Genomic DNA, 24605 nt, shown 5'->3' with positions numbered 1-24605 from the left:
ACTATCAGCACATGAAAATTTCAACATATGCGGTAAAGAATTACCAGTTTACCCTGGTCATCTTTATCATGATTATCACACTGGGCATCACGACGATCTTTAATATGCCACGTTCCGAAGACCCGGAAATGCATGCGCCTACTTACTCTGTGGTAGTCGTGTATCCCGGTACCAGTCCGAAAGATATGGAAGACCTCGTGGTCGATCCACTGGAAAAAGAACTCTATGCACAGGAGAATGTAAAAAGGTTACGTACCTCTATTGGCGATGGTTTGGCCGTGATCAGGGTAGAATATAAATACAGCAGCGATGTGAATGAAAAGTACCAGGAAGTGCTGCGTGTAGTAAATGGCAAGCGTGGAGAACTACCAGAAAATATACGCATTGACGTGATGCGGTTCCAGCCAAGTGATGTAAATATCCTGCAACTGGGTCTTGTGTCTGAAAATGCGCCCATGGACAAACTGCAATACTATGCTGAGAAATTGCAGGATGAACTGGAAAGACTGAAGGAGCTGAAGAATGTAGAAATTCATGGTGTACCTGACAGACAGGTGCGGATTGAATTGCAGATGGAGAAGATTGCACAGATGGGAATTTCTGTGAACAGCGTGATCAGTAGTTTGCAGGGAGAAATGGCCAACATCCCCGGTGGTAGCATTGATGCGGGAAATCGTACTTACAATATCAAGAGTAGTGGTAGCTATAAATCACTGGATGAGATCAGGAATACTGTGATCAATGTAAATAGTAATAAGAATATTTTTCTGCGGGATATTGCGAATATATACTATGGATTTAATGATGAAACTTATGCTACGCGCCTGAATGCACACCGGTGTATATTCCTGGTGGCCGCGCAAAAGGAAGGTGAGAATATCAGTAAGACCAAACAGGTGTATGGTCCGGTGATTGAGCAGTTTAAGAAAACATTGCCTGCCAATATTGACCTGGTAGAAAATTTTGATCAGGCAGAAAATGTAAACAGGCGATTGAGTGGGTTGGGCGAAGACTTTATTATTGCAATCCTGCTGGTGGCGGTGACCTTGCTGCCACTGGGTTTCAGACCGGCGCTGATTGTGATGATCTCTATTCCGCTGTCTTTGTCTATTGGGATCGTATTGCTGAATGTATTTGGCTATAACCTGAACCAGCTGAGTATTGTTGGTTTGGTGGTAGCGTTGGGTTTACTGGTGGATGATAGTATTGTGGTCGTTGAAAATATAGAGCGATGGATGCTGGAAGGGCATAACAGAATGGAGGCCACACTGAAAGCGACCAAACAGATTGGACTGGCAGTAATTGGGTGTACGGCAGCGTTGATCATTGCCTTTATGCCACTGGTATTTATGCCGGAAGGTTCCGGTGATTTTATCAGGGGTTTACCGCTGGCGGTGATCTTTAGTGTACTGGCTTCCATGCTCGTATCATTGACGATTATTCCTTTCCTGAGCAGCAAATTGTTGAAAACGCATAGTGGTCATCCGGATGGTAATATCTTTATGCGTGGGTTGAAACGCCTGATCCATGGCAGTTACAGTAAATTGCTGGATGGTGCGCTGAGGCGTCCTGTTTTAACTATCGTAGCGACAGTGATCATTTTTGGCGGTTCTATTTACCTGTTCAAAATAATAGGATTTGGGTTATTCCCCGCTTCAGAGAAGCCACAGTTTCTCATTAATATAACCACCCCGGCACAGTCCAACCTGCCCTATACACAGCAGATTGCGCTGGAAGTGGAGAAAGTGTTAAAGACTGAAAAGGATATACAATACTTTTCTACAAATATAGGCAGGGGTAATCCAAGGGTGTATTATAATATTATACAGGAGCATGAAAGAAGTGACTATGCACAGATCTTTGTACAGTTGAAACCCGAGACCTCTCCTGAAAAGAAACTGGTAATTATTGATAAACTACGTCAGCTGTGGACACCTTATCCGGGTGCGAAGGTAGAAGTGAAAAACTTTGAGCAGGGACCTGCTTTACCGGCACCGGTAGAGATCCGGTTGTTCGGCGATAACCTGGATTCACTGAGAACCTTAGCGGGTCGGGCAGAAGAAATGTTGCGGAAAACACCGGGTACTATTTATGTAGACAATCCTGTGAAGTTGCTGAAGAGTGATATCCGGGTAGTAATCAATAAAGAGAAGGCGCAGCAGCTGGGTATTCCAAGTCTGAATATAGATCGTACGGTGAGACTGGCAGTGGCAGGTTTGAACCTGGGGCACTATGCAGATAATAATGATAATGACTACGACATTTTGCTGACGAGGAATAAGGAAGGCAGACCAACGATGGATGTGTTCAACAGTCTGTATGTAAATAACAATGATGGAAAGGCGATTCCTTTGGGCCAGGTGGCGGATTTGAAAATGGAGAACTCTCCGATCAGTATCAGTCATCAGGAGAAGAGAAGAGTAGTATCTGTGACGGCTTTTGTAGATAAAGGAGTACTGGTGGACAAGGTGCTGAATGATGTGATAGCGAAGATGGATGCGATGCCCTTGCCGAAGGGGTATTCATATGAGATGGGTGGTGAGATTGAATCAAGGAAGGATTCATTTGGGGATTTTACCAATATTATTATCCTGACGGTGTTTATGTTTATAGCGGTGTTGATATTGGAGTTCAGGACATTCAAGAGCACGTTTGTGGTATTGTCAGTCATCCCATTGGGGGTTGTAGGTGCGGCAGTAGCTTTATGGATGACGGGCAATTCACTGTCTTTTGTGGCGATCATCGGTATGATTGCGCTGGCAGGGATTGAGGTGAAGAATACGATACTGCTGGTAGATTTTACGAACCAGTTGAGAGAGCAGGGTAAATCATTGGACGCAGCGATCCGTGAGGCGGGTGAGATCAGGTTCCTGCCGATTGTATTGACATCATTGACGGCGATTGGTGGATTGATACCGATCGCGATCAGTACGAATCCGTTGATAGCGCCGCTGGCGATTGTGTTGATTGGCGGGTTGATTAGTTCAACGTTGTTGTCGAGGATAGTGACGCCGGTGGTGTATAAATTGATGTATTAAACCATTGTATTTCTGCCGGCCGCAGGTCAGGGTACTAAAAAAGAAACGCTTCTACCTTGGGCAGAAGCGTTTCTTTTTGCATTATTATTTTACAGTATCCAACCAGCTACTCGCCATCAGCTCTGCACCTGCCAGGCTGGGATGTACCCCATCCCCCGTCCAGTAACTACCTGGTGCAGACTTTTGTGCCTTATCAAAGATATCCTGGTAAGGAATGAAAATGGCATTGTATTTACCTGCTATTTCTTTTGCAGCTGTACGATAGTCATTAAATGCCGGAAACCATTTGTCATCTACAGCTTTCACATGATTGACAGCAAACGGCTCTCCGATAATCAACTGTACATTTGGTAATTTCTGCTTCGTACGATCCAGCAAAGCAGTCAGGTCATCCTGATAGGTTTTAACGGTACCGGTATAATTATTAGTCAGCGTATGCCAATAGTCATTTACCCCAATCAAAATACTGAGTACATCTGGTTGCAGGTTCAGGCAATCTGCGTCCCAGCGTTCTGCCAGCTGGTATACTTTATTCCCGCTGATGCCTCTGTTATAGATCTTCAGGTTCCGGTCAGGGAATTGTTTTAACAAAGCTGCCGCTGCGAGAAATGCATACCCGGTGCCCAGGGCACCGCCATTGTTTGCTTCATCATGATCTCTTTTACGGCCGGCATCGGTAATAGAATCGCCCTGGAACAGGATCACAGCATCCTTTTTCAGGGTTATCTTTTTAGCTTTTTCACTAATGGGGTTGGCAAATGAGATGTCAGGAAGGGCCGCCGCAGCCAGGGTGCCAAGTGATAAGTTACGGAGAAATTTCCTCCGGGCTGATTGAGTAGTGGATTGTTCCATGGAATTATTTAAGTTAATAGTATATACATAGTAGTTAGAAGGGCCCGAAGACCTGAAGAATAAATCTAAGGAATTATTTAATTAAAAGGAAACGGGTGTTGGGAATGGTAGCATCGGAGTGGGAATGAAAGTAGGGTCGCGGGGGGCAAGGAGGAGGTAATAGGGATGGGTAAATGATGGAAAATGGATGGATGGCAGAAGGGAATAGTGATCGTGGCTGACGGGAAATGTACAGTCAACAGAAGAAAATAGCGGTATTGAATGACGGAAAATGTACTGTCGGTAGAAGGAAATAGTGATCGTGGCGGACGGGAAATGTACAGTCAACAGAAGAAAATAGCGGTATTGAATGACGGAAAATGTACTGTCGGTAGAAGGAAATAGCGATCGTGACTGACGGGAAATGTACAGTCAACAGAAGAAAATAGCGGTATTGAATGACGGAAAATGTACTGTCGGTAGAAGGAAATAGCGGTATTGACTGCCTGAAAATTGATAGTTAGCAGAAGAAAGTAGCGATCGTGACTGACGTAAAAATGAAATGCCGCCCAGGAATAGGCGGCAATTTAGTTATCTATCCTATGAAAACCTGTGTATTAATAAGGTACCTGGCGCTGTTCTATATATTTACCGTGGGGTTACACAGTTCCTATGCAGAGCCTGGTATAGAGGGATACACAGCTTGTAGCCTTGGGGTCCCAAATCTATCGCAGTTGCCCTGGTACCCAATACGCATACCAAGGCTTAGCGAGAGTCTGGCTTTATTATGGATATGGCTCTCTATCAATTTTGAGCTATACTCTTCCTGTTTCACTTGTATATCGTTCCAAAAAATTAAATCAATGAAATAAGACATAAATTTTATACCTTATTGATGTTAATTTTTACACTGAATATATCTAGTTTTAAATGCTTTATGCATTTATTACTGTAAAGATGTAAAATTGTTGTCGTCAAAACTACATTTATTGGCATGCTTTTTTATAAAATGAGTAAGTATACACATATTTCTAGGTACTAACACTTATTTTAAGTATCGACCACAGCTGAAAAGGCAAAAGGGGCGGTTATTTGACGCATATTTACGTGCAGGTCAGCAGTTGGAATCCATACCTATCTTCTTGAAAAACCCCACTAGGAAAAAGACATTATTATTAGACTAAAAAAAAATGAGTATGGTCATTAGCACATTACCTGCAACTTTGGAGAAAGGAACCAACCATTATCCATCGCTTTCACCAATCAGAGTGGGAAAATTTATTCAATCTAACAGTGGCATTTATCAGTCCTATTAAACCACGTCAGCAGGAGATATGCGTTCTTGATGAGAACCAGCGAACTAAAAAAGGCCCCTATGCAGCGAAAACAGGCCTAACGAGAACGTATAAACCAGCTCAAATTAAATTGAATGACAGCACCAATCTATAAAATTTTACTCTTGGAGGAAGACACTGCTTTAATCCGGAAAATCCAGCAGCTACTAGCCCTACACAACTACGATCTGATCACCAGTACAACCCCCGAAGAAGGGATGTACATGAGCCGTCAGTTTAAACCGGACCTCATTTTATGTGGCGTAAAACTGAGAGGTGGCAGTGGTTACCACTTCCTTATGGAATTGCGAAACGACCCCACACTGCAGCATTTACCCATTATACTGATCAGTGGCAAAGAAAGTAAGGAAGATATGCGGATGGGAATGAATCTCGGTGCAGATGATTTTCTGACCAAGCCTTTTAAGAGCAAAGAACTGCTCATGAGTATTAAATCGAGGATCACAAGGTTTACGGTTTTCAACCTGCAACATCGGGAGAAAAAGCATACCACCATTGTGTCTATGCCTGTAGTTGCCCCGGAGATACACAGCAAACTGAGTAAAACAGAACTACGCATCATGCAGATGATTGCGGAAGGATTGAGCACTAAAGAAATTGCACAGGCTCTCAACATTAGTATCAAGACTGTTGAGAACCACAGGCACAACATTTCAAAAAAGCTAAACCTGACAGGGCATAATTCCCTGATCAAGTACGCCATCCGGAATTTGCAGCAGCAATACCGGATATTAGGTTAGCTATTATTTTATCAAAATCTATAGCTTTCTGAATAACAATTATTTCTTCAATTTCAGGTGCAATACGTCTTTGTCGTAGTAGTGATCTACATCTCCAATGATCTGTAGTGTTTCGAGGAAGTAATCAAGGGTCTGAAGTTTTTCCAGTCCACCGGTAAATTTCTTGCCAGCGAGGGAAGGGTCGTCGAACACTACTTTTACGCCATACCACCGCTCTATTACAGTAGCGATGTGTTCCAAAGAGGTGTTGTGGAAGACATAGAGACCACGCATCCATGCCAGTACTTCTTCAGCGTCAAAGTTGTCCACGCTGTATTTGTTACTGGTATTGTATGCTACCTGCTGGCCGGGTTTCAGGGTTACTTCCTCGTTGCCGGATTTAGTCAGCACCTTACCTGTTACCAGGGAGGTAGTGGTCACGTCTTTGTTGTATGCATTCACATTGAAGGTGGTACCGAGTACGGTAATATCTGTGTGGGCAGTGTGTACGATAAAAGGCTGTCCATCTTTCTTTGCTACATTGAAGTAGCCCTCGCCTTCCAGGTATACTTCCCTTTTATCGCCGTTGAAAGCGAAGGGGAAGCGAAGTTTGGAGGTGGCATTCAGCCATACTTCCGTACCGTCTGAGAGGGCGAGTTTATAATCCATTTTTGGGGGAACGGTCAGTGTATTGAACCCTTCTCCCATTTTTCCATTAGCTGCATATTGTAGTTGTTTGGCGCCGGCACTCAGCTGTACGTCACCGGCAGTAATTTGCTGACGGGCCTGGTTGTATGGCAACGCTACGGTGCTACCGTTGGCCAGTTGTAATTGCAAACCGGGAACGGTGCCTACCGGATGGGTGGCGGCAGCGATGGGCAGAGGGGTATCTTTTTGCCAGATACCGGAACGCCAGACGGCACTGATGGCAAGGGCTACGAGGACCGTGATGGCAGCTGCCATCAGGAGCGTACGGTTCATGTGAACCTTTCGGCCGGGTACAGTGAGCTGACTTTTAACATTGTTCCAGGCAGCATTTTCATCGATCTGATGCCAGAGGGCTTCTTCGCCGGGAGTGATGTAGCTTTGTTTCAGGGCACGCCACATTAGGGCGATCTCTTCGTGGTTGTCGATAAGACCTGCGACCCAGGCATCGTCTGCTTCGCTGATTGTACCGTTTCGTTTTTCCAACAGGAGCTGGTAAATGTGCTCGTGGTTCTCGATCATCATAAATAATTCCTTGTTAAATAAGACGGTGGCTTCTGCACGTGAATTTCTCTTGCAATCTATTGCATCGAAGTTAGGACCATCTGTTTGATAATTAAGTTAATTACCAGTTAATGATTTGAGATAACAAGTTGTTTTTCTTACGCTTATTATTTTACACTCTATATTATTTTCACAAAAATGAGTAGTATTTTATCAATTTCATGACCTGCGGTCAGGATTTGAATGCGGGGTGTGTTTTTTTTGCCTCCGGCAGGCCTGGAAATCAAAAAAGCCGCTTTTGTCCCTTCGGACAAAAGCGGCTTTTTCTCAGTTATAAAAAAATCAGAATTTAGAATCCGGGCGATTTTCTGGTGCCTTCCCAAAATCATAGTTGGGCTGAGGGCCCATTTTGATTTTCAACACCCCTCCTTTCACCATATCCGCATGACGGATATAACTATTCTTATACGGCTTACCATTCAGGGTAGCACTCTGGATATAGATATTCGTCCCGCTATTGTTCACAGTCTCCACAGTAAAGGTCTTTCCACCGGCTAATTTCAGCACTGCTTTATCAAACAGCGGGCTACCCAGTACATAAATCCCTTTTGCAGGGTTTACAGGGTAGAAACCTAATGAAGACATTACATACCAGGAAGACATGGCACCACAATCCTCGTTACCTGCCAGTCCTTCGGGCGTAGTGGTATAGAATTCATTGACCACCTGTCTTACCTTCTCCGCCGTCTTCCACTGGTAACCGGCATAATTGTACAGGTAAGTGACGTGATGACTTGGTTCATTTCCATGTGCATACATCCCGATCAGACCAGAAATATCACTACTTGCCTTGTCACCCATATCACCGGAAGCGGTAAACAGGCTATCCAGTTTCTTGGTGAACGGCTCATCGCCACCCAGCAGGGCAATCAGGCCTTCCGGATCCTGTGGTACCAGCCAGGTATATTGCCAGGCATTGCCCTCTGTAAAATCCCCAAATTCATGGATAGAATTGAAAGGATCAAAAGGCGTTTTCCAGCTACCATCATCCATTCTTGGACGCACAAAACGTATGGAAGGATCAAAGTAGTTCTTATAATAAGTTGCCCGTTTAGAGAAATATTCAAAGTCTTCGGTACGACCCAGTTTCTTTGCCATGGCAGCTATACACCAGTCGTCGATCGCGTATTCCATCGCTTTGGACACGGACTCCTTTTCATGTTCGGAAGAGATATAGCCTTTCGCTTTGATATCCTTCATGCCATAATCATCTCTGGTGGCAGAAGTCTTCATGGCTTCAAAAGCTTCGTTTGGATCAAAACCGGTATACCCTTTCAGGTATGCATCTGCAATAAAAGGCACTGCATGGTATCCTACCATACAATCCGTTTCATTGCCCATCAGTGGCCAGATAGGCAGTTTGCCCTGTTGTTTGTAAATAGCCAGCATAGAATTTACAAACCCGCTTACACGATCAGGTTGCAACAGCGTATACATCGGCATGTCTGAACGGTAAATATCCCAGAGAGAAAATACGGTGTAGTTGTTGAAACCCGGGTTCGCATACTCGTGCTTATCAGTACCACGGTATGCACCATTATTGTCATTGAACAATGACGGTGCGATCATGGTATGATATAAGGAAGTATAGAAAATCGTCTTTGCAGAATCATTCCTGGTAGTCAGACTTACTTTTGACAACTCCTTATTCCATTTTTCATTTGCTGCCTTTGTCACGGCTGCAAAATCCCATCCCGGAATTTCAGTATTGATATTCTTTAAGGCATTGTCACTGCTTACAGGAGAAATACCCACCTTCAGCAGCACAGTGGCGGGCGCTTTTTGAAAGGAGATCACACCTTTCACCTCTTTGGCGCTGGCAGCAGTGCCTGTTTTCAGCACATCGGCATTATACACAGTAAAGTCCTTCATTGGCACATTACTTTTGATCGCGAACCACAGGCGTTGGTCTACCGCCCATCCTTTAGAATATCGATAGCCTTCGAGGGTGTATTCATCCTTTTTGGTGATGTAAGTTTCTACGGGACCATCCCAACCGATCCCTTCTTTCAGGTCTACAATAATGTGACCTTCTTCGTTCTGAGGGAAAGTATACTTATGAAAGCCTACTCTTTCAGAGGCGGTGAGTTCCACCTTAATTTTGTAATCTTCCAGCGTTACGGCATAATAACCAGGTTTTGCCGTTTCGTGTGCGTGGGAGTAGTGCGAGCCATAACCGCTGGTGGGATTATCCTGTGTACCACGGTTCGTACGTACCTTGCCGGTATAGGGCATTATGAGTACGTCGCCCAGGTCACCGATACCGGTACCACTCAGGTGTGTCTGCGAAAAACCGATCATGACACTGTCAGAGTAATGATAACCAGAGCACCAATCCCAACCTTTTGTGATATTGGTAGGCCCTACCTGAACCGCACCAAAAGGTACGTTGGCGCCTACAAATACGTGGCCGTGGCCGCCCGATCCGATGTAAGGATCTACATAATCTACTGGTTTGTAAACCTTGGTGCCTGTAACAACTGTCTTTTTTGATTGACCGTTTAATTGAATGCCGGAAGCGAGCAACGCCGCTGCCAGCATTGGGTAATGCATGAGTCCCAATTTCATATCTTGAAATCCTTTAGAACACCCAATATACGGTGCTGGCTGCAAAAAGTAAAGCCCGGTGAAAATGACATTAGTCAGGGTTAATATGTTACAATGAAATGCAGGAAACATTTGATATTCAGCGTTTCTGTTAGTGCTACTTACTATTCCGATAATTTAATATTTAGCTCTAATCCTTGACCATCAAACAATACGGTCCCTGAATTCGGCCATTTTTGCATATTCTGATGGCAAAAGCATGCAAAAAAGACACTTTCTCCGGAAATTCTAAAATATTAGCACTATCTTTACTATATTTAAGTTATTATATAATAATATCTTTTAACTTGATATTATTTATATTTATAGCGCAGGCCAAATATCCTATGAGATGAAAGCAATTTTACTCATTTTACTTCTTCCTTTTCTAGTGTGTGTAAGCAGTGTAAGTGCTCAAACTACCAATACAGGCATTACCGGTTTACAAGGTATGAACTATCAGGCAGTTTTGAGAAAGACCAGTACCCAGGGCGTAGCAGCGAACCTGACGGTGATGGTCAAGTTCTCTTTTTCTGCTGAATATAATAGTGCCCCTGTATATGAAGAAGTAACTTCATTAGTAAGTTCCCAACAGGGTATTATTTCTACTGTAATTGGTAAAGGGACCGTGATCACCGGATCATGGAGTGCCATTCCATGGAGCAGTGGTTATGTTTGGCTGCAGGCTTATGCAGATATGACCTCATCCGGTAATTATGAAGCGATTGGTAGCCCAGTACAGATGTTTGCCGTACCCTATGCATTGTATGCGGCCAACGGTGGATCCAGTTCCGGCGGAACAGGTACTGGTACTGGCATCAGCTGGAAAGGTACACTGACCACAGCACCGCTGACCGCTGTTACCGGCGACGCTTATTATAACAGTGTTGACAAGAAATCTTATATCTACGATAGTACCGGTATATGGCAGATTATGACCCAGGATGGTACTTCTGTGACCTGGCTGGGCGCTTTCACCACCGAACCTACTGGTCCTGTTTCCAACCAGGCCTACTACGATATGACCCTCAAAAAGTCTTACATCTATGATGGCACTGCGTGGCAGATTATGGCACAGGATGGAGTGGATGGTACAACGCTCGTTTGGCTCGGTACCCTGACTGATACCCCGACGACCGCTTCGCTCAACCAGGCTTATTATAACTCTACAGATAGAAAATCATACATCTACGATGGTACAACCTGGCAGGTGCTCACCGAAGATGGTGTGCAAGGGATAGGTATTTCATGGCTGGGTTCTTTTGCCACCGCACCCACCTCTCCTACTCTGAACCAGGCTTATTATAATACGACTGATCGTACTTCTTATATCTATGATGGCACGGCCTGGCAGGTACTGGCAGAAGGTGGTACAGGCTGGACGATGAAAACGCTGGATTATGAAACGACTGGCCAGTTAGGTCTCGCCACAACTGCCAGCACTGATACCTTGAAAGCGACTAAAAAGGTTTGGCTCACGACAGGTAATACGGGTACGAATTCGAACACTGATTTTATAGGTACACTTGATACAGCGGCTTTTGCCATCAAAACAAATGGTAATGGTACGCAACAGGAAAGAATACACTTCACCAATACTTCCAGGGTGTTTGTGAATGGTAGTGCGGATACAGCTTCTTCCCAGGGGCAGGCTGTATTCACGGTATTTGGGGGTGGTGCGCCATTGGCATTGAATTCAAGCGAAGCTAGTACAGAACACGCGATCAATGGTTATAACTCTAACAGTACTGCTGCGATCTATGGCCGTAACTATAGTAATGGTTATGGTATACAGGGGGTCTCCTCTGCAGGTGCCGGTGTATATGGCTGGTCAAACAGTAAGGGTTCCTTGCCCATAAAAGGTGAAAACTATTCCAGTACAGGGGGGTATGGGATCTTTGGTTCCACGCGATCTCCCTTTATATATACATCCAGCGGAGCGTATGGTGCAGGTATGATTGGTTGGGCACAGAGTACCACGGGGATAGGTTTGCTGGGGATAGGTAACAACATTGATTATACGAATACTTCATTATTACAGGGTCCTACATCTGGTGCAGGTGTATTGGGTAACGGTATTAACTACGGTGTGGTAGGTATTGGTGGTATTTCTAATACTACTGCAGGTGTGGGTGTAGCTGGTGGAGGTAACAATATGTCAGTCGTTGCGCCAGCTTCAGGTGGTACAGGAGTATCTGGGGTGGGTTATATTGGTGTGAGTGGTTATGGAAAGAGTTCTACCAATTCCGGTGGTGATGCCGGTCGCTGGGGCGGGTATTTCGAAAGCCGCTATGGTAGTACAGTGATCGGGAATATTTATTTAGCCGGTCAGGCCACTGCCGGCACATTTGTAGGGTATGCTACTACAGGTAGTAAATCTACCATTATCAAGGACGAAGCTGGTACGCCACGGTTACTGTATTGTACAGAAGCACCGGAAATTCTGTTCCAGGACTATGGTGCTGGTGAACTGAAAGATGGTAAAGCGCATATTGATCTTGACAAACTGCTTACGCAACATATTCGTGTAGATGAGAAACATCCGCTAAAAGTATTTATCCAGCTGGAAGGTGATTGTAACGGTGTGTTTGTAACCAATAAAACACCTAATGGCTTTGATGTAAAAGAATTACAAAACGGGAAATCAAATGTGGCGTTCACCTGGCAGATTGTAGCCAGCAGAGCAGATGAAGTGGTTGCGACAGGCGCTACACTGAACTACTCAGATCAGCGTTTTGCAGTAGGCCCGGGTCCGATGCTGTCTACAGAAGAAGTGAGACCAGTGATTGATTCTACAGCAGGTGAAGCTAAAAAAGCGGCATTAAAAACAGAAGAAGAACTTATCGTAAATAAAGCATTTTCTAACCTCCAATTTGCGAGTGCGAAAGCAGATATTGCTAAACGTTCATTGTCATCAATGGACAACCTGGCCACCCTGCTGAAAACTCATCCTGAATGGTACGTAACATTGAGCGGCCATACAGATAATGAAGGTACCCCGGCATTTAATCAAACCCTTTCAGAAAAAAGAAGCGAAGCGGTAAAGACCTACCTGACCTCAAAAGGAGTGAGTGCAGATCATATCACGACTATCGGTTACGGACAAACTAAACCCCTTAGCACACAAAATACCCAGGTTGCCAAAGAAAAGAACCGACGCGTAGAGATCGCAATTTATTCAGAAAGACCTTAAAATGATAAATCTGAGAAAAACCATATTTACAGGACTGCTGGTTGCCGCCATGATGCTGGTTGCAGGCTTGTCGTATGGGCAGACTGATACTTCAGAAAGGTACACAGCCAAGCAGTATACCATCGGTACTGCCGGATCATACCTTCTGGTTCAGGGTATGTTTTATATCGCCTATAATATTGGTGAACCCATCATATTTGCAGATAGTAGTCTGAACTATGCCCTTTGGTTTGGCTTTGAGCAGCCTTTGGGGGATACTATCGCTTATAAGAAAGATGATATGATTGTATACCCCAATCCCGCATATGCCAGTACAGCGACGGTGAAGTATGTGATGACTGATGGTAGCGACAGTTCAAGGATCACCAAGATCGATATCAGGATTGTGAACATGTCGGGGCAGCTGATGTTTACGGATTCGCAGGAGGTTAAAAAGGGTGAAACTATATTTCAATACCAGTTTGACGTAGATAAATACAATCCAGGCGTATATGTGATCACGCTGTTTATGAATACTGGTATTAAAGCCAGCCGAAAATTTGTACGGGTGAGAATATAGGGAATATGCCTTATCTTAAAGGTATGAAAAAGATAATTCCACTCTGCCTGCTGGCAATTGTTATGATGACCCATATACAAGCCATTGCCCAACGAAAAAGCCCGATACTGAACCATATTGCCGTATATGTATACGATCTTGAAAAAACCACTGCATTCTATAGGGATGTACTCCAGATAGATACGATTCCAGAACCCTTTCATGATGGTAAACATTCCTGGTTTAGGATTGGCGAGCATAGTCAGATGCACCTGATCAGGGGGGCGGCAGCTGTGACGACGCATGATAAGAATGGGCATCTCTGTTTTAGTGTGCCTTCTATGGCAGCGTTTATTGATAGACTACATGCGAATAAGGTGCCATTTGAGAGTTGGCAGGGGGTGAAGGATGTGGCGAATAAGAGAGTGGATGGGGTGCAGCAGGTTTATTTTAAAGATCCGGAGGGGAATTGGATTGAGGTGAATGATGATAAGTATTGAGGGATGGATGTGAGATGGAGATTGAAAATGAGGCATGAGGCTTCTGATGGATTTAGTTGGATGTGAGATGGAGATTCAGCAATGAGGCATGAACATCTGATGGATTTAGTTGGATGGAGATGGAGATTCGGCAATGAGGCATGAGGCTTCTGATGGATTTAGTTGGATGTGAGATGGAGATTCAGCAATGAGGCATGAACATCTGATGGATTTAGTTGGATGGAGATTTAGCATGAGGCATGAATCGGATGGATTGATGCCCCATGACAGGTATAGTTTAAGCCTGTGAAGGCAGGTTGAATGGATTGATGCCAGCACCATTTGCCTGGTTAGGATCATTGGTTTTATTTGCGCTTTCTTCCAGCACTGCACGTGTCTTAGGCAAACAATAAGGATGATTGTCCCTTAAAAAAACCAGCATCTTTTCCCTGACATCACAACGGAGATCAAAAGCCTTCCCTGAACTGTTAGCACTCACCAGGAAGCGGACCTCCACCACACGTTCTCTAATATCAGTCACCTGTACAGCTTTCACTCTTCTATCCCACAGCGGATGGGTTTTGAGTATGCGATCCAATTCCTCGCGCATGGCGTCGAAAGGCGCAGTATGATCCAGGTATAAAAACGCTGTACCCAAAATAGCAGAGCCGGTACGGGTCCAGTTCTGAAACGGCTTTTCAATAAAATAATTGATAGGCAGGATTAATTTACGCTGATCCCAGATACCGAGTACCACATAGGTAAGGGTGATCTCTTCTACCCTGCCCCATTCACCTTCTACGACGAGCACATCGTCTATACGGATAGGTTGGGTAAAGGCGATCTGCATACCGGCGAGAAAATTGGACAGTGACCGCTGAGCGGCAAAACCGATAATAATACCACTGACACCCACACCGGTCAGTAAGCCGGCACCGATCTTGCGGAGACTATCAAAACTGAGTAGAACGGCGCAGAGAGTGAGAACCAGTATTGTGCTGACAGCGAACTTACGCACGAACTGTAACTGGGTCCTCAATTTACGTTCCCTGAGGTTATCTTCCTTGCTCAGGTCGTAGGAGTGGTACATATAGTCTTCAAAGACCTTAACAAGGCCTGCGAGGGCAAAGCCAAAGGATAGGATAAGGCCAATTTCAGCGGTTTTAGAGAGAATATTCATAGGCTTCCGGGAAAGTTCCATGAATGGAAGCACTATATTGAAAACCAATAATGGAAGTAGATAATTGACAGCCAGGCCCAGGTGCTTCAATATGGATCTGATCAGGGAATAACTGGTATTATTCTTCGTAGTAAGACGTAGAATAAATGCTATTAAGTATTTGATTATCAATCCAGTAATAAGTGCCGAGGCCCCTAGCAAAATATTCCATAAAAATGGCGGCATGTTTAGGTTCTTCTGTAAATCTTCAAGCATGGTCACGTATTTTGTAATGAAAAGCCTAATTTCCCGCAAAGAACATACCGGGATGGGCAGTATTTGGAGGTTATTATTTGTATCGCACCTAAGGTGGCCGTTTTTTGTTATCTTTAGTTAATATTTAATGATTTTAAACAGTACACGCTTTGTATTTTGATGAATTTGACCTGGATGACAGGGTACTAGACGGGATTGACGCAATGGGTTATACCACAGCAACGCCTGTACAGGAAAAAGTTATCCCCCCCATTATTGCTGGTAAGGATATTCTGGCCTGTGCACAAACAGGCACGGGTAAAACTGCCGCTTTCCTGCTTCCCATTATTCACCGGCTCCTTACCGAGCATCACGATAACCATAAGATCAATTCCCTGATCATTGTTCCTACACGTGAACTGGCGGTGCAGATTGCACAGACGCTGGAAGGGATGTCTTATTTTACCAATATCAGCTCCATTGCTGTATATGGAGGTAGTAATGGCGCCTTGTTCTCTGCCGAAAAGAAAGCATTGACCTCTGGGGTGGATATGGTGATCTGTACGCCTGGGCGTATGATCGCGCACCTGAACATGGGGTATGTGAAACTGGACGCGGTGAAATACCTGGTATTAGACGAAGCCGACCGTATGCTGGATATGGGTTTTAATGATGATATCATTAAAATCACGTCCTTCCTGCCAAAGGTGAGACAAAACCTGCTATTTTCTGCGACCATGCCGGAAAAGATCCGGAAACTGGCAATGAAGATCCTGCATCAGCCGGAGGAGATCAATATTGCGATTTCCAAGCCACCGGAGAAGATCGTACAGGAGGCTTTTGTGGTATATGATGAACAAAAACCCGCTTTGATAAAGGCTTTGCTGAAGGCGAAGGAATTTGATAATATAATTATCTTCTGTTCCCGCAAGCAGAATGTGAAGCAACTCACTAATGAGTTGCAGAAGGCAAAATTTACAGTGGAACAGATACATTCTGACCTCGAGCAGGATCAGAGAGAGCAGGTGCTAATGGATTTTAAGAGTAAGAAACTGAAAATCCTTGTAGCGACAGATATATTGAGCAGAGGGATTGATATTGAGGATATCAATCTTGTGATAAATTATGATGTGCCCAATGATGCGGAGGATTATATCCATAGGATTGGACGTACGGCCAGAGCTGCCACAGAGGGCACGGCTTATACAATCGTGAGTGAAAAGGAGCAGCGGAAGTTTGCACGAATTGAAGAAGTATTGGGAAAATCGGTGACGAAAACCCCGGTGCCCGAGGAATTAGGCCCCGTGCCGGAATATACCGCCAAACCAGGTAGTGGAGGAAAGAAGCGGCCTGGCGGGTATAAATTCAGGAATAATAAGAGTAATTATAGTAATAAGAAATAAGCATTCGGCTTAAAATATATTAGAAGGCCCTGGTCATACGACCAGGGCCTTCTTTTTTTCCATTTTTTGGAAAATCTTCTAGAAAAGAGACCATTTATAGCCCATGCCAATTTCAAAACCCGCCGTGGTGGCTGATTTGGCACGTCAAATATTTCTGGCCTCTAATTGGTTTCTACTATATCAAACGACAACGAAATGGCAACAAAAACAGACAGCAAAATATACGTCGTAGATGATGATCCATTTTATCTGGCTACTTACGATAAACACCTGAGAGCTCAGGGCTACAATAATATCTCCTGCTTCCTTTCAGGCAAAGACTTCCTGGAACAGCTGACGGATGAGCCGGATATCGTAATACTGGATCATGACCTGGGCGATATGACTGGTCTGGATGTACTGAAAGAGATCAAACGCTTTAACACAAACATCTTTGTCATTTTTGCCAGTGCAAGACAGCAGACAGACATTGCGACTGCCTCACTCAAGAACGGTGCATTTGACTACATTATAAAGGATGACAACGTGCTGGAGCATATCACATCAACACTCAGCAAGCTGTTCGTTGTACAGGACTACCTGAAGAAGAAAAAACGCAATAACCGCTTCTTCTTTTTCTTTAGCCTGATCGTCGCCACACTAATGATTGTAAGCTTTCTGCACGATATGTTAAGACATTAAAACAATGTTTTATTTAACTACCTAACCTACGATTGCTTACACCTTAGTCCTTTTATCCCTATACCTGTTAAAACGCATTTTTAAATTATGCAACCCATGAAAAAGATAATAGCAGTTCATTTATCAAACGACAGGAGTGGAAACACATTGATCTTCCGTGAATCGCTGGAAACCTTAGCGGAGAAGGGCATGGACATCCATTTAATTACGAACGGCAACACGCATACACCAGGATACCTGACCGATTTATCGCACATACAGTATCACTACATAAATTATATAGAACGGGGGAACAAAACGCGTTTATTCTTCAGCTTCCTGCTGGCGCAGATGAGTATTTTTTTCAAGGTACTTTGGTTAAGTAAAAAAGGCGATAAGGTATACATTAATACTTTACAACCTTTTGGGGCGGCTTGGGCCAGCAGGCTGAAGGGAGCGCAAATCACCTATCACATTCACGAAACGGCGATACAGCCTGTAGCATTCAGGAAACCGATGCTGAAAAGTGCACAGTTACTCGCACACCAGATCGTATATGCTTGCCGGTTTGTACAGTCACAATTTGAGTTCAGGAAAGCAGAAAAGAGAGTAATTCACAGCTGTCTGCCCAGTTCATTTGTACAGGAAGCGGTATTACATGCAAATCATGGTGCCCGCAAGACCATCCTGATGGTGGCTAAACTGGAAGAAGAGAGCGGTGTGCAAGAACTGATAGAACTGGCTAAGGCCATGCCGAAAACAAGGTTTGAACTGGTTATCAAAGCAACATATAAAGAAATTGCAGATCATTTTAAAGGTATGACCGTACCGAACAATATCATGATCTACGATACACAGCTGGATATGCACCCATTCTATCAACGTGCGGCTGTAGTACTGAACCTGTCTCATGCGGGACATTACCAGGAGACATTTGATATCAGTATTCTGCAGGCAATGAGTTATGGCCGTCCGGTGATTGTACCGCTGGCAGGTGGTGCGAACGAACTGGTAGCGCATGGTTGGAATGGTTACCGCATCAGCGGACATTATGTAGAGCAGGTACGCAAGCATGTTGAACAGCTATTGCATAATAAACCGTTATACGCAGATATGAGTTGTGCGGCGCAGCTGGTGGCTAGCCAGTTCAAGCCTACACACTTCAAGCAGCAGCTAGAGGATGTATTTATGGAAGGGACCTGCTATACACCCACAAAGAAACAAGAGGTAGCTGAGGTACTGCTTTATCCTGCGGCTTTGCAGGAATACCTTAACACCGCGTTGAATTAAAGAGTTTTTGTTGCGTGTATCAGTACCGGGGCCCTGGGTGAAGTTTGAGGGGGACCTGGAAAGGAAACGGGGCCCACGGATACTGGATTACACTAAAGATATTTTGTTTGAGTATGTGGAACTTCACATCCCGGCCCTGGTGGTATAGAAAAAGACGGATGATTATAGGATGGGGCCAGGAGATGGAAGTTGGGATTGAAAGAGATTTACTTTGGTTTTTTATAATTTTTTAGTGGAACAGAGAACAAAGGATTTAGAGGGTAATTTTTGAGTTTTTGCTTAATGAGGGAGTGGAATGGCAGTGAGGGAGGGTTGAGAAGGAATGGAGGTGAAGAGGGTTTGTGGAGTGAGGATGGATGGAGAGAGATGGAGGAAAAGTGAAGAGGGTTTGTGGAGTGAGGATGGATGGAGAGAGATGGAGGAAAGTGAAAAGGGGTTGTGGAGTGAGGATGGAACGTGACAGAGATGGAGGAAAGTGAAAAGGGGTTGTGGAGTGAGGATGGATGGAGAGAGATGGAAGAAAGTGAAAAGGGGTTGTGGGTGAGGATGGATGGAGAGAGATGGAAGAAAGTGAAAAGGGGTTGTGGAGTGAGGATGGAACGTGACAGAGATGGAGGAAGGTGAAGAAGGGTTGTGGAGTGAGGATGGAACGTGAAAGAGATGGAGGAAAGTGAAGAGAGTTTGTGGAGTGAGGATGGAACGTGAAAGAGATGGAGGAAAGTGAAGAGAGTTTGTGGGAGAGGATGGAACGTGAAAGAGATGGAGGAAAGTGAAAAGGGGTTGTGGAGTGAGGATGGAACGTGAAAGAGATGTAGGAAAGTGAAGAGAGTTTGTGGGAGAGGATGGATTGACAGAGATGGAGGAAGGTGAAGAGAGTTTGTGGGTGAAGATGGAACGTGAAAGAGATAATGCCAGTGCATTTGAATCAGTGAACAATGAAGCGTGCAGATCGAACAAGTGTGGAGGATCATAACCTATGCTAACAAACGAGCTTGTCATTTTTAGAAGCTTATAGAAACTAGTGAACTTATGTGAGAGTGCGTCATCCCGGCCCCTGTGCAAATGAAGGAAGGAGGAACAAGAAAAGGGGCCAGGGCATGATTCAAAAGAAATTCAAAAAAATATAGACGAATTTAAAAATTAAAAAGGATCAAAGGGATTGGATTAAAGATTCAAGGCATTGAAGGGATTGAATGAATTCAAGGAGTTTCAAGGATAATAAAAGAAATTAAAGAACCTAAGACAACAAACTAATTATCGTGCTTTTTTCATAACCGATTCATCCAGGCCCCACGTGACCTAGATTATGTACGACGGAGTGGGGCCACGGATGGGTCAATTTCAGACCAACATTAGAGAACATTATAAGCGATTAAAGAACTTTCTAAGCAATTAGTGAACTTTATAACCAATTAGAAAACATTCTAACTAGTTAAAGAACTTTATAGAAAATCAAAAAATATATAGCCAAATTCATCCCACCAATACCATATCAGCATAGTCTTTTTTATACCATCAAAATAAAAATGACTATTCTGATCCCTAACTGAATCGATCATGATTGGAAAATTTCCTAATTTAACGGAAAATTCCATGAATGCTCGATTTTAAGATTTTTATAGTTGAAGACGACAAATGGTATGGTAACCTTTTACAACACTACCTCAGTCAAAACCCCGATTACGAAGTAACCCTAATCGGCTCAGGTAAGGAATGCCTGGCTCAGTTGCACCGAAAACCTGATCTGATCACGATCGACTTTGGCCTTCCCGACATGAACGGTGAAGAGCTATACCGTAAGATAAAGCAGGCTCAACCAAACGTTCCTGTCATTATCATCAGCGCCCAGGAAAAGATCACGACGGCTGTTGACCTCCTGAAAATGGGTGCCGAAGATTATCTCGTCAAAGATGAAAACACCCAGCAGTTACTCTGGAAAGCCATCATCCGCCTTCGGGAAAATCAATCCTTAAAAAATGAGATCACACAGTTAAAAGCGGAATTAAAAACCCGGTACGACTACTCCACCTCCATCGTAGGAAAAAGTCCTGCCCTACAGGCTGTATTCCGCCTGATCGATAAGGCCGCGGGCTCCATGATCAACGTATCCATCACCGGCGAAACCGGTACGGGTAAAGAACTGGTCGCCAAAGCTGTCCATTACAATTCTGCCCGCAGCGGACAACCGTATGTAGCAGTGAACATGGCCGCTATTCCCAGGGAATTGGTAGAAAGTGAATTGTTCGGTTACGAGAAAGGAGCTTTTACAGGGGCACAGAACCGTAAAACCGGCCGTTTTGAAGAAGCTAATGGCGGTACCCTATTCCTGGACGAAATCGGGGAAATGGACCTGAATATCCAAAGTAAACTCCTCAGAGTACTCCAGGAAAAAGAACTGATCCGCCTGGGAGGCAACAGTAAAATCAAACTGGACTTCCGCCTCGTCGTGGCTACCCACAAGAACCTGGCTGATGAAGTAAAGAAAGGGAACTTCAGGGAAGACCTTTACTATCGTATCGTAGGTCTGCCCATCGCACTTCCACCCCTTAGGGACAGAAAAGACGACCTTTTACTGCTTACACAGTTCTTCCTTTCTAATTACTGTAAGGACAATAGAATTCCGGAAATCAAGGTTTCCCCTGCTTCCCGGGAAAAACTCCTCACCTACAATTACCCTGGTAATATCCGTGAATTGAAATCAGTGATAGAACTCGCCGCCGTAATGTCTGAAAACAACATTATTGAGCCGGATGACATTACCTTCCTCTCCGGCAATAACCATGATGTGGATACAGTACTGAATACAGAATTAACGCTCAGAGAGTATACCAGACTGATTATCCGGAACTATCTGAAACGGTACAACGATAATGTACTGTTGGTAGCAGAGAAACTGGATATTGGTAAATCTACTATTTACAAAATGTTACAGACCGGCGAGATTGAAGGCGCCTGAGTTTAACAACCTACAATCAATATGCGCGCTAATCATGCACTATATTCATATAACTATCTGTACAAAATATCTGACAACCAAGCGTTCATCGATAAGATGATCTCCCTTTTCATCAATTCAGTGACAGAATATACGGGGGACCTGCAACAGTTGCAGGTTACAAAGGTATTGCATGACCTGAAAAGGACTGTACATAAGTTAAAGCCCAGTGTACTGAGTATGGAGGTAGCGGGGGCTAAAGAAATTATTTTAAAACTGGAAGAAGCGGGAAAATGGAATGAGGAAGTAGAAAGGTTGGTAGAACAGCTGAAAGTAATCTTTCAGCAGATAAAACCAATGATGGAAGAAGATCTTATTCAACTAAATAAGTAATCTTTTTCATCTAAAGATGTAATCATTTTTCAACTAAATAAGTAACCTTATTCGCTAACGATGATGTACCCTTTATCATCTGAATAATTAATCTTTTTCATCTAAATAAGTACCCTTACTCAACTAAACATGTAAAAAGGCTAAAGATAAATATAAAAAAAGGCGTCCTCCCACATGAGAGGACGCCAGGCAAAAAATAGACTAAATAAGAAGCCTGATCAATATTATTTGGTAGCATCTCTCAGCTCTTTGATTTTATCATGAGAGCGTCTTAAAATCTGCTGTTGCTCTGTCACCATTTCTCTCAGGTAAGCTGGCAACTCTTCCTCTTCCAATGCACTACTATAAGCTCTCTGGGCTGCATCTTCTCCTCTCTCACAATTCGCCAGTACTGTATGACGGTCATGACCGGTAAATACAGCCTTGATATCCATCCATGCGCGGTAAATCTTACCACTGGTAGTTGTGGAAGTTTCCATATCACCACCTAATGCATTTACTTCTGTTCCTAAAGCCAGTCTGATTTCATGGCTCTCGCTGATCATGGAAGAGAACAATGCTTTCAAGTCATTATCTTCCTGTTTCAGTTCTTGTAACGCTTTTTCATAACCGTCAATTCGGTCATTGTTGATTTGTACCAGATCATTCAGGATCTCTATGGTTTCCAATGTAGCTTGCATAAAATACTTTTTTATTGGTTAACAGATATGACCGTTACTGGTCGTTCTATTTTCTACTACCAATAGAAAAACTATGCCATGATGCGGAAATTGCTATAAATAGGGGTTTGAGGTCAGGCCATAAAAGCCGGGGGCAACAAGGGCAGGAAGCTAATCATCAGTTTGGGTAAATAAGCCGACGTGCTCAGGAATTCGATCAGGCAGATTTATTTAATCATCTATAGAAATTCATGATCAATTGATGATCAGTCCGTGTTCAATCCGGTATCGATTTCTGAATTATTCCGGATATGTTTCCGGATTTTAACAAATAGCATATTATGTCTTCAATCATTCCTGAACTGCCAATCAAACAGAACACTAATTACTGATTTGCTACCGGCTGCTTCACCGCCTGTCTCGCTAATAACTTCCACTGACTCCCCTCCTTCGCCCACACCAACAATACATGCAAATGTACATTGCCGGGCTTGCCATTATCATTTGTAGCGGCCGCCAGATTATGCCTTACTATCGCGGTATTCCCACTGATCACAATCGTCTGATCACTCAGATCAATCGATAAAAAGTCTGAATGCCCACTTACAATATTATCTACAAACGTAGCCTTGTCCTCTATCTTCCCACCAGAATGTCCGTAAGTCAACTTTGCATCAGCCAGTTTCTCTAACGTGGCTTTGTCCGCGTCTACCATCGCTTTCCGCAATGACTCTACCTGCGCGGCTACCGCTTTTTCCTCTTTAGATTGGGCAAATGAAATCATGGTCATACTACAAAAAATAATCAGGAAACAATACAATTTAGTTTTCATAAAACGTCGTTATGGTTATGTGATATAATGTACTACTTTCTTACGGCAAATGCTACACGATAAAACTCATACCCTTTTTCTGTCCTTGCCGGCATATATTGACGACGGTATTCTACCGCACTATTATCTTCCAGTAATTCCAGTTCAAACTGTTGCAAATATTTTCGTAAATTACCTGGTTTCCAGCCAAATGTCCATTTTTCTTCCAGCCGTGCTACATCATTGAGCAACTTCTCTCCCCCATAATAGGCATGGGGTTCCCGCAATACTTTTTCATCTACATAAGTAAAGATTACGAAGGAGCCTTCAGGGAACTTTTCTATAAACCGGAATGTAGCAGCAATAGCTTCTTCCTGCAGGTAATTCGTCACGCCCTCCCAGATAAATACCGTTGGCAGTGAAGCGTTGAGTGACAGGTCATCCAATCCTTTTTCATTGAAATCGAGCTGCAGGTATTGTACATGTGGGGTCAAGCTCCCTAACTTCTCTTTTTTCACAGCCGATGTATTGGGATGGTCTATTTCTATCACGGGCAGGAGGCGCAGAAAATCAAGGCGCAATGCCCTCGTATCGAACCCGGCACCCAATATGACCACTTGCTGTATACCCTGGTTCACAGCTTGTTGCACAAGTTCATCGATATACCTGGTTCGGGCTATGCCAGAGGAATAAGCACCGGGGATCCTTTTCTGGATAATACGCTGGATCATGCGGCGGATAGGAGGAATAACAGATAAACGGGTGGCTATCTGAAACCCACGGTCAAGGAAGTTGATGGCATAAGGGTCGTAGACCAGTTTATCATGTGGTCGCTGGGTTTCAAGCGCCCGGAATAAAGCCATATACTGGGCGGTCCGACTGGCGGAGAGTTCTTTCATAACGGCGTAGAATGTTGTGCTTTGATCTAAAGATATAAAAAAACGCAGAAAGGGTTACATACCGTAACCCTTTCTGCGTAATAATACTTTTAAAAGTCAGCTTAGTGAAGCAAGCGCTTCTTACACTTTTAAG

General features: G+C 43.9%; 18 protein-coding genes. 10 read left to right on the top strand and 8 right to left on the bottom strand.

From position 1 onward, the window contains the following. Positions 1-11: 11 nt before the first annotated feature. On the top strand, positions 12-3038 hold the full coding sequence (locus QQL36_RS24245) for an efflux RND transporter permease subunit (RefSeq protein WP_321567069.1): 3027 nt from the start codon (positions 12-14) through the stop codon (positions 3036-3038). A gap of 84 nt (positions 3039-3122) precedes the next feature. Here QQL36_RS24245 and QQL36_RS24240 read toward each other — a convergent pair whose 3' ends face one another. Next, on the bottom strand, positions 3123-3890 hold the full coding sequence (locus QQL36_RS24240; protein ID WP_321567068.1) for an SGNH/GDSL hydrolase family protein: 768 nt from the start codon (positions 3888-3890) through the stop codon (positions 3123-3125). A 1408-nt stretch (positions 3891-5298) separates the two neighbouring features. Here QQL36_RS24240 and QQL36_RS24235 point away from each other — a divergent pair. Then, entirely contained in the window at positions 5299-5964 is a 666-nt protein-coding gene (locus QQL36_RS24235; protein ID WP_321567067.1) for a response regulator transcription factor, read from the top strand. Between the two features lie 39 nt (positions 5965-6003). On the opposite strand, the gene QQL36_RS24230 is transcribed toward QQL36_RS24235, so the two are convergent. Both QQL36_RS24230 and QQL36_RS24225 read right to left on the bottom strand, forming a co-directional pair. Beyond that, the gene (locus tag QQL36_RS24230; protein ID WP_321567066.1) at positions 6004-7173 is read right to left on the bottom strand and encodes a FecR family protein; all 1170 of its coding nucleotides are present in this window, start codon (positions 7171-7173) and stop codon (positions 6004-6006) included. 321 nt (positions 7174-7494) lie between these two features. Beyond that, positions 7495-9780, bottom strand: a complete 2286-nt coding sequence (locus QQL36_RS24225; protein ID WP_321567065.1) for a GH92 family glycosyl hydrolase — start codon at positions 9778-9780, stop codon at positions 7495-7497. Positions 9781-10150: 370 nt separating this feature from the next. On the opposite strand from QQL36_RS24225, the gene QQL36_RS24220 reads away from it, so the two are divergent. Genes QQL36_RS24220 through QQL36_RS24210 form a run of 3 tightly spaced genes read left to right on the top strand, consistent with a single transcriptional unit; the run spans position 10151 to position 14029 of the window. Continuing rightward, a complete protein-coding gene (locus QQL36_RS24220; protein ID WP_321567064.1) occupies positions 10151-12991 on the top strand; it encodes an OmpA family protein in 2841 nt (946 codons plus the stop codon). Between the two features lies 1 nt (position 12992). After that, positions 12993-13550: a T9SS type A sorting domain-containing protein gene (locus QQL36_RS24215; RefSeq protein ID WP_321567063.1), complete on the top strand. Its 558-nt coding sequence runs from the start codon at positions 12993-12995 to the stop codon at positions 13548-13550. A 23-nt stretch (positions 13551-13573) separates the two neighbouring features. After that, positions 13574-14029, top strand: coding sequence for a VOC family protein (locus QQL36_RS24210; RefSeq protein WP_321567062.1), 456 nt, complete (start codon positions 13574-13576; stop codon positions 14027-14029). A gap of 277 nt (positions 14030-14306) precedes the next feature. Here QQL36_RS24210 and QQL36_RS24205 read toward each other — a convergent pair whose 3' ends face one another. Next, on the bottom strand, positions 14307-15443 hold the full coding sequence (locus tag QQL36_RS24205) for a mechanosensitive ion channel family protein (RefSeq protein ID WP_083723036.1): 1137 nt from the start codon (positions 15441-15443) through the stop codon (positions 14307-14309). Between the two features lie 149 nt (positions 15444-15592). Between QQL36_RS24205 and QQL36_RS24200 the strand changes: the two genes are divergently transcribed. The 3 genes from QQL36_RS24200 (at position 15593) to QQL36_RS24190 (ending at position 18775) form a co-directional block, all read left to right on the top strand. After that, entirely contained in the window at positions 15593-16825 is a 1233-nt protein-coding gene (locus QQL36_RS24200) for a DEAD/DEAH box helicase (RefSeq protein WP_083723035.1), read from the top strand. Between the two features lie 195 nt (positions 16826-17020). Continuing rightward, positions 17021-17506, top strand: a complete 486-nt coding sequence (locus QQL36_RS24195) for a response regulator (protein ID WP_083723034.1) — start codon at positions 17021-17023, stop codon at positions 17504-17506. Between the two features lie 96 nt (positions 17507-17602). Next, entirely contained in the window at positions 17603-18775 is a 1173-nt protein-coding gene (locus QQL36_RS24190; protein WP_321567061.1) for a glycosyltransferase family 4 protein, read from the top strand. Between the two features lie 279 nt (positions 18776-19054). On the opposite strand, the gene QQL36_RS24185 is transcribed toward QQL36_RS24190, so the two are convergent. Beyond that, a complete protein-coding gene (locus QQL36_RS24185; protein ID WP_321567060.1) occupies positions 19055-19774 on the bottom strand; it encodes a hypothetical protein in 720 nt (239 codons plus the stop codon). A 598-nt stretch (positions 19775-20372) separates the two neighbouring features. Here QQL36_RS24185 and QQL36_RS24180 point away from each other — a divergent pair. Continuing rightward, positions 20373-21731 (top strand): sigma-54-dependent transcriptional regulator, encoded by a 1359-nt coding sequence (locus QQL36_RS24180; protein WP_083723031.1) that lies wholly within the window; start codon positions 20373-20375, stop codon positions 21729-21731. Between the two features lie 21 nt (positions 21732-21752). Then, a complete protein-coding gene (locus QQL36_RS24175) occupies positions 21753-22103 on the top strand; it encodes an Hpt domain-containing protein (protein WP_083723030.1) in 351 nt (116 codons plus the stop codon). 224 nt (positions 22104-22327) lie between these two features. On the opposite strand, the gene QQL36_RS24170 is transcribed toward QQL36_RS24175, so the two are convergent. The 3 genes from QQL36_RS24170 to QQL36_RS24160 all read right to left on the bottom strand — a co-directional run bounded on the left by QQL36_RS24170 (position 22328) and on the right by QQL36_RS24160 (position 24472). Next, positions 22328-22783 carry a PA2169 family four-helix-bundle protein gene (locus QQL36_RS24170; RefSeq protein WP_083723029.1) on the bottom strand — a complete coding sequence of 152 codons (456 nt, stop codon included), beginning with the start codon at positions 22781-22783 and terminating at the stop codon, positions 22328-22330. A 364-nt stretch (positions 22784-23147) separates the two neighbouring features. Then, positions 23148-23594, bottom strand: a complete 447-nt coding sequence (locus QQL36_RS24165; RefSeq protein ID WP_083723028.1) for a nuclear transport factor 2 family protein — start codon at positions 23592-23594, stop codon at positions 23148-23150. Positions 23595-23626: 32 nt separating this feature from the next. Continuing rightward, on the bottom strand, positions 23627-24472 hold the full coding sequence (locus QQL36_RS24160) for an SAM-dependent methyltransferase (protein ID WP_321567059.1): 846 nt from the start codon (positions 24470-24472) through the stop codon (positions 23627-23629). Positions 24473-24605 lie beyond the last annotated feature (133 nt).

This window comes from Chitinophaga sp. LS1 (assembly GCF_034274695.1).
Lineage (GTDB): Bacteria > Bacteroidota > Bacteroidia > Chitinophagales > Chitinophagaceae > Chitinophaga.
The sequence above is the reverse complement of the archived record's forward strand: the minus strand, read 5'-3'. Positions and strand labels throughout refer to the sequence as shown.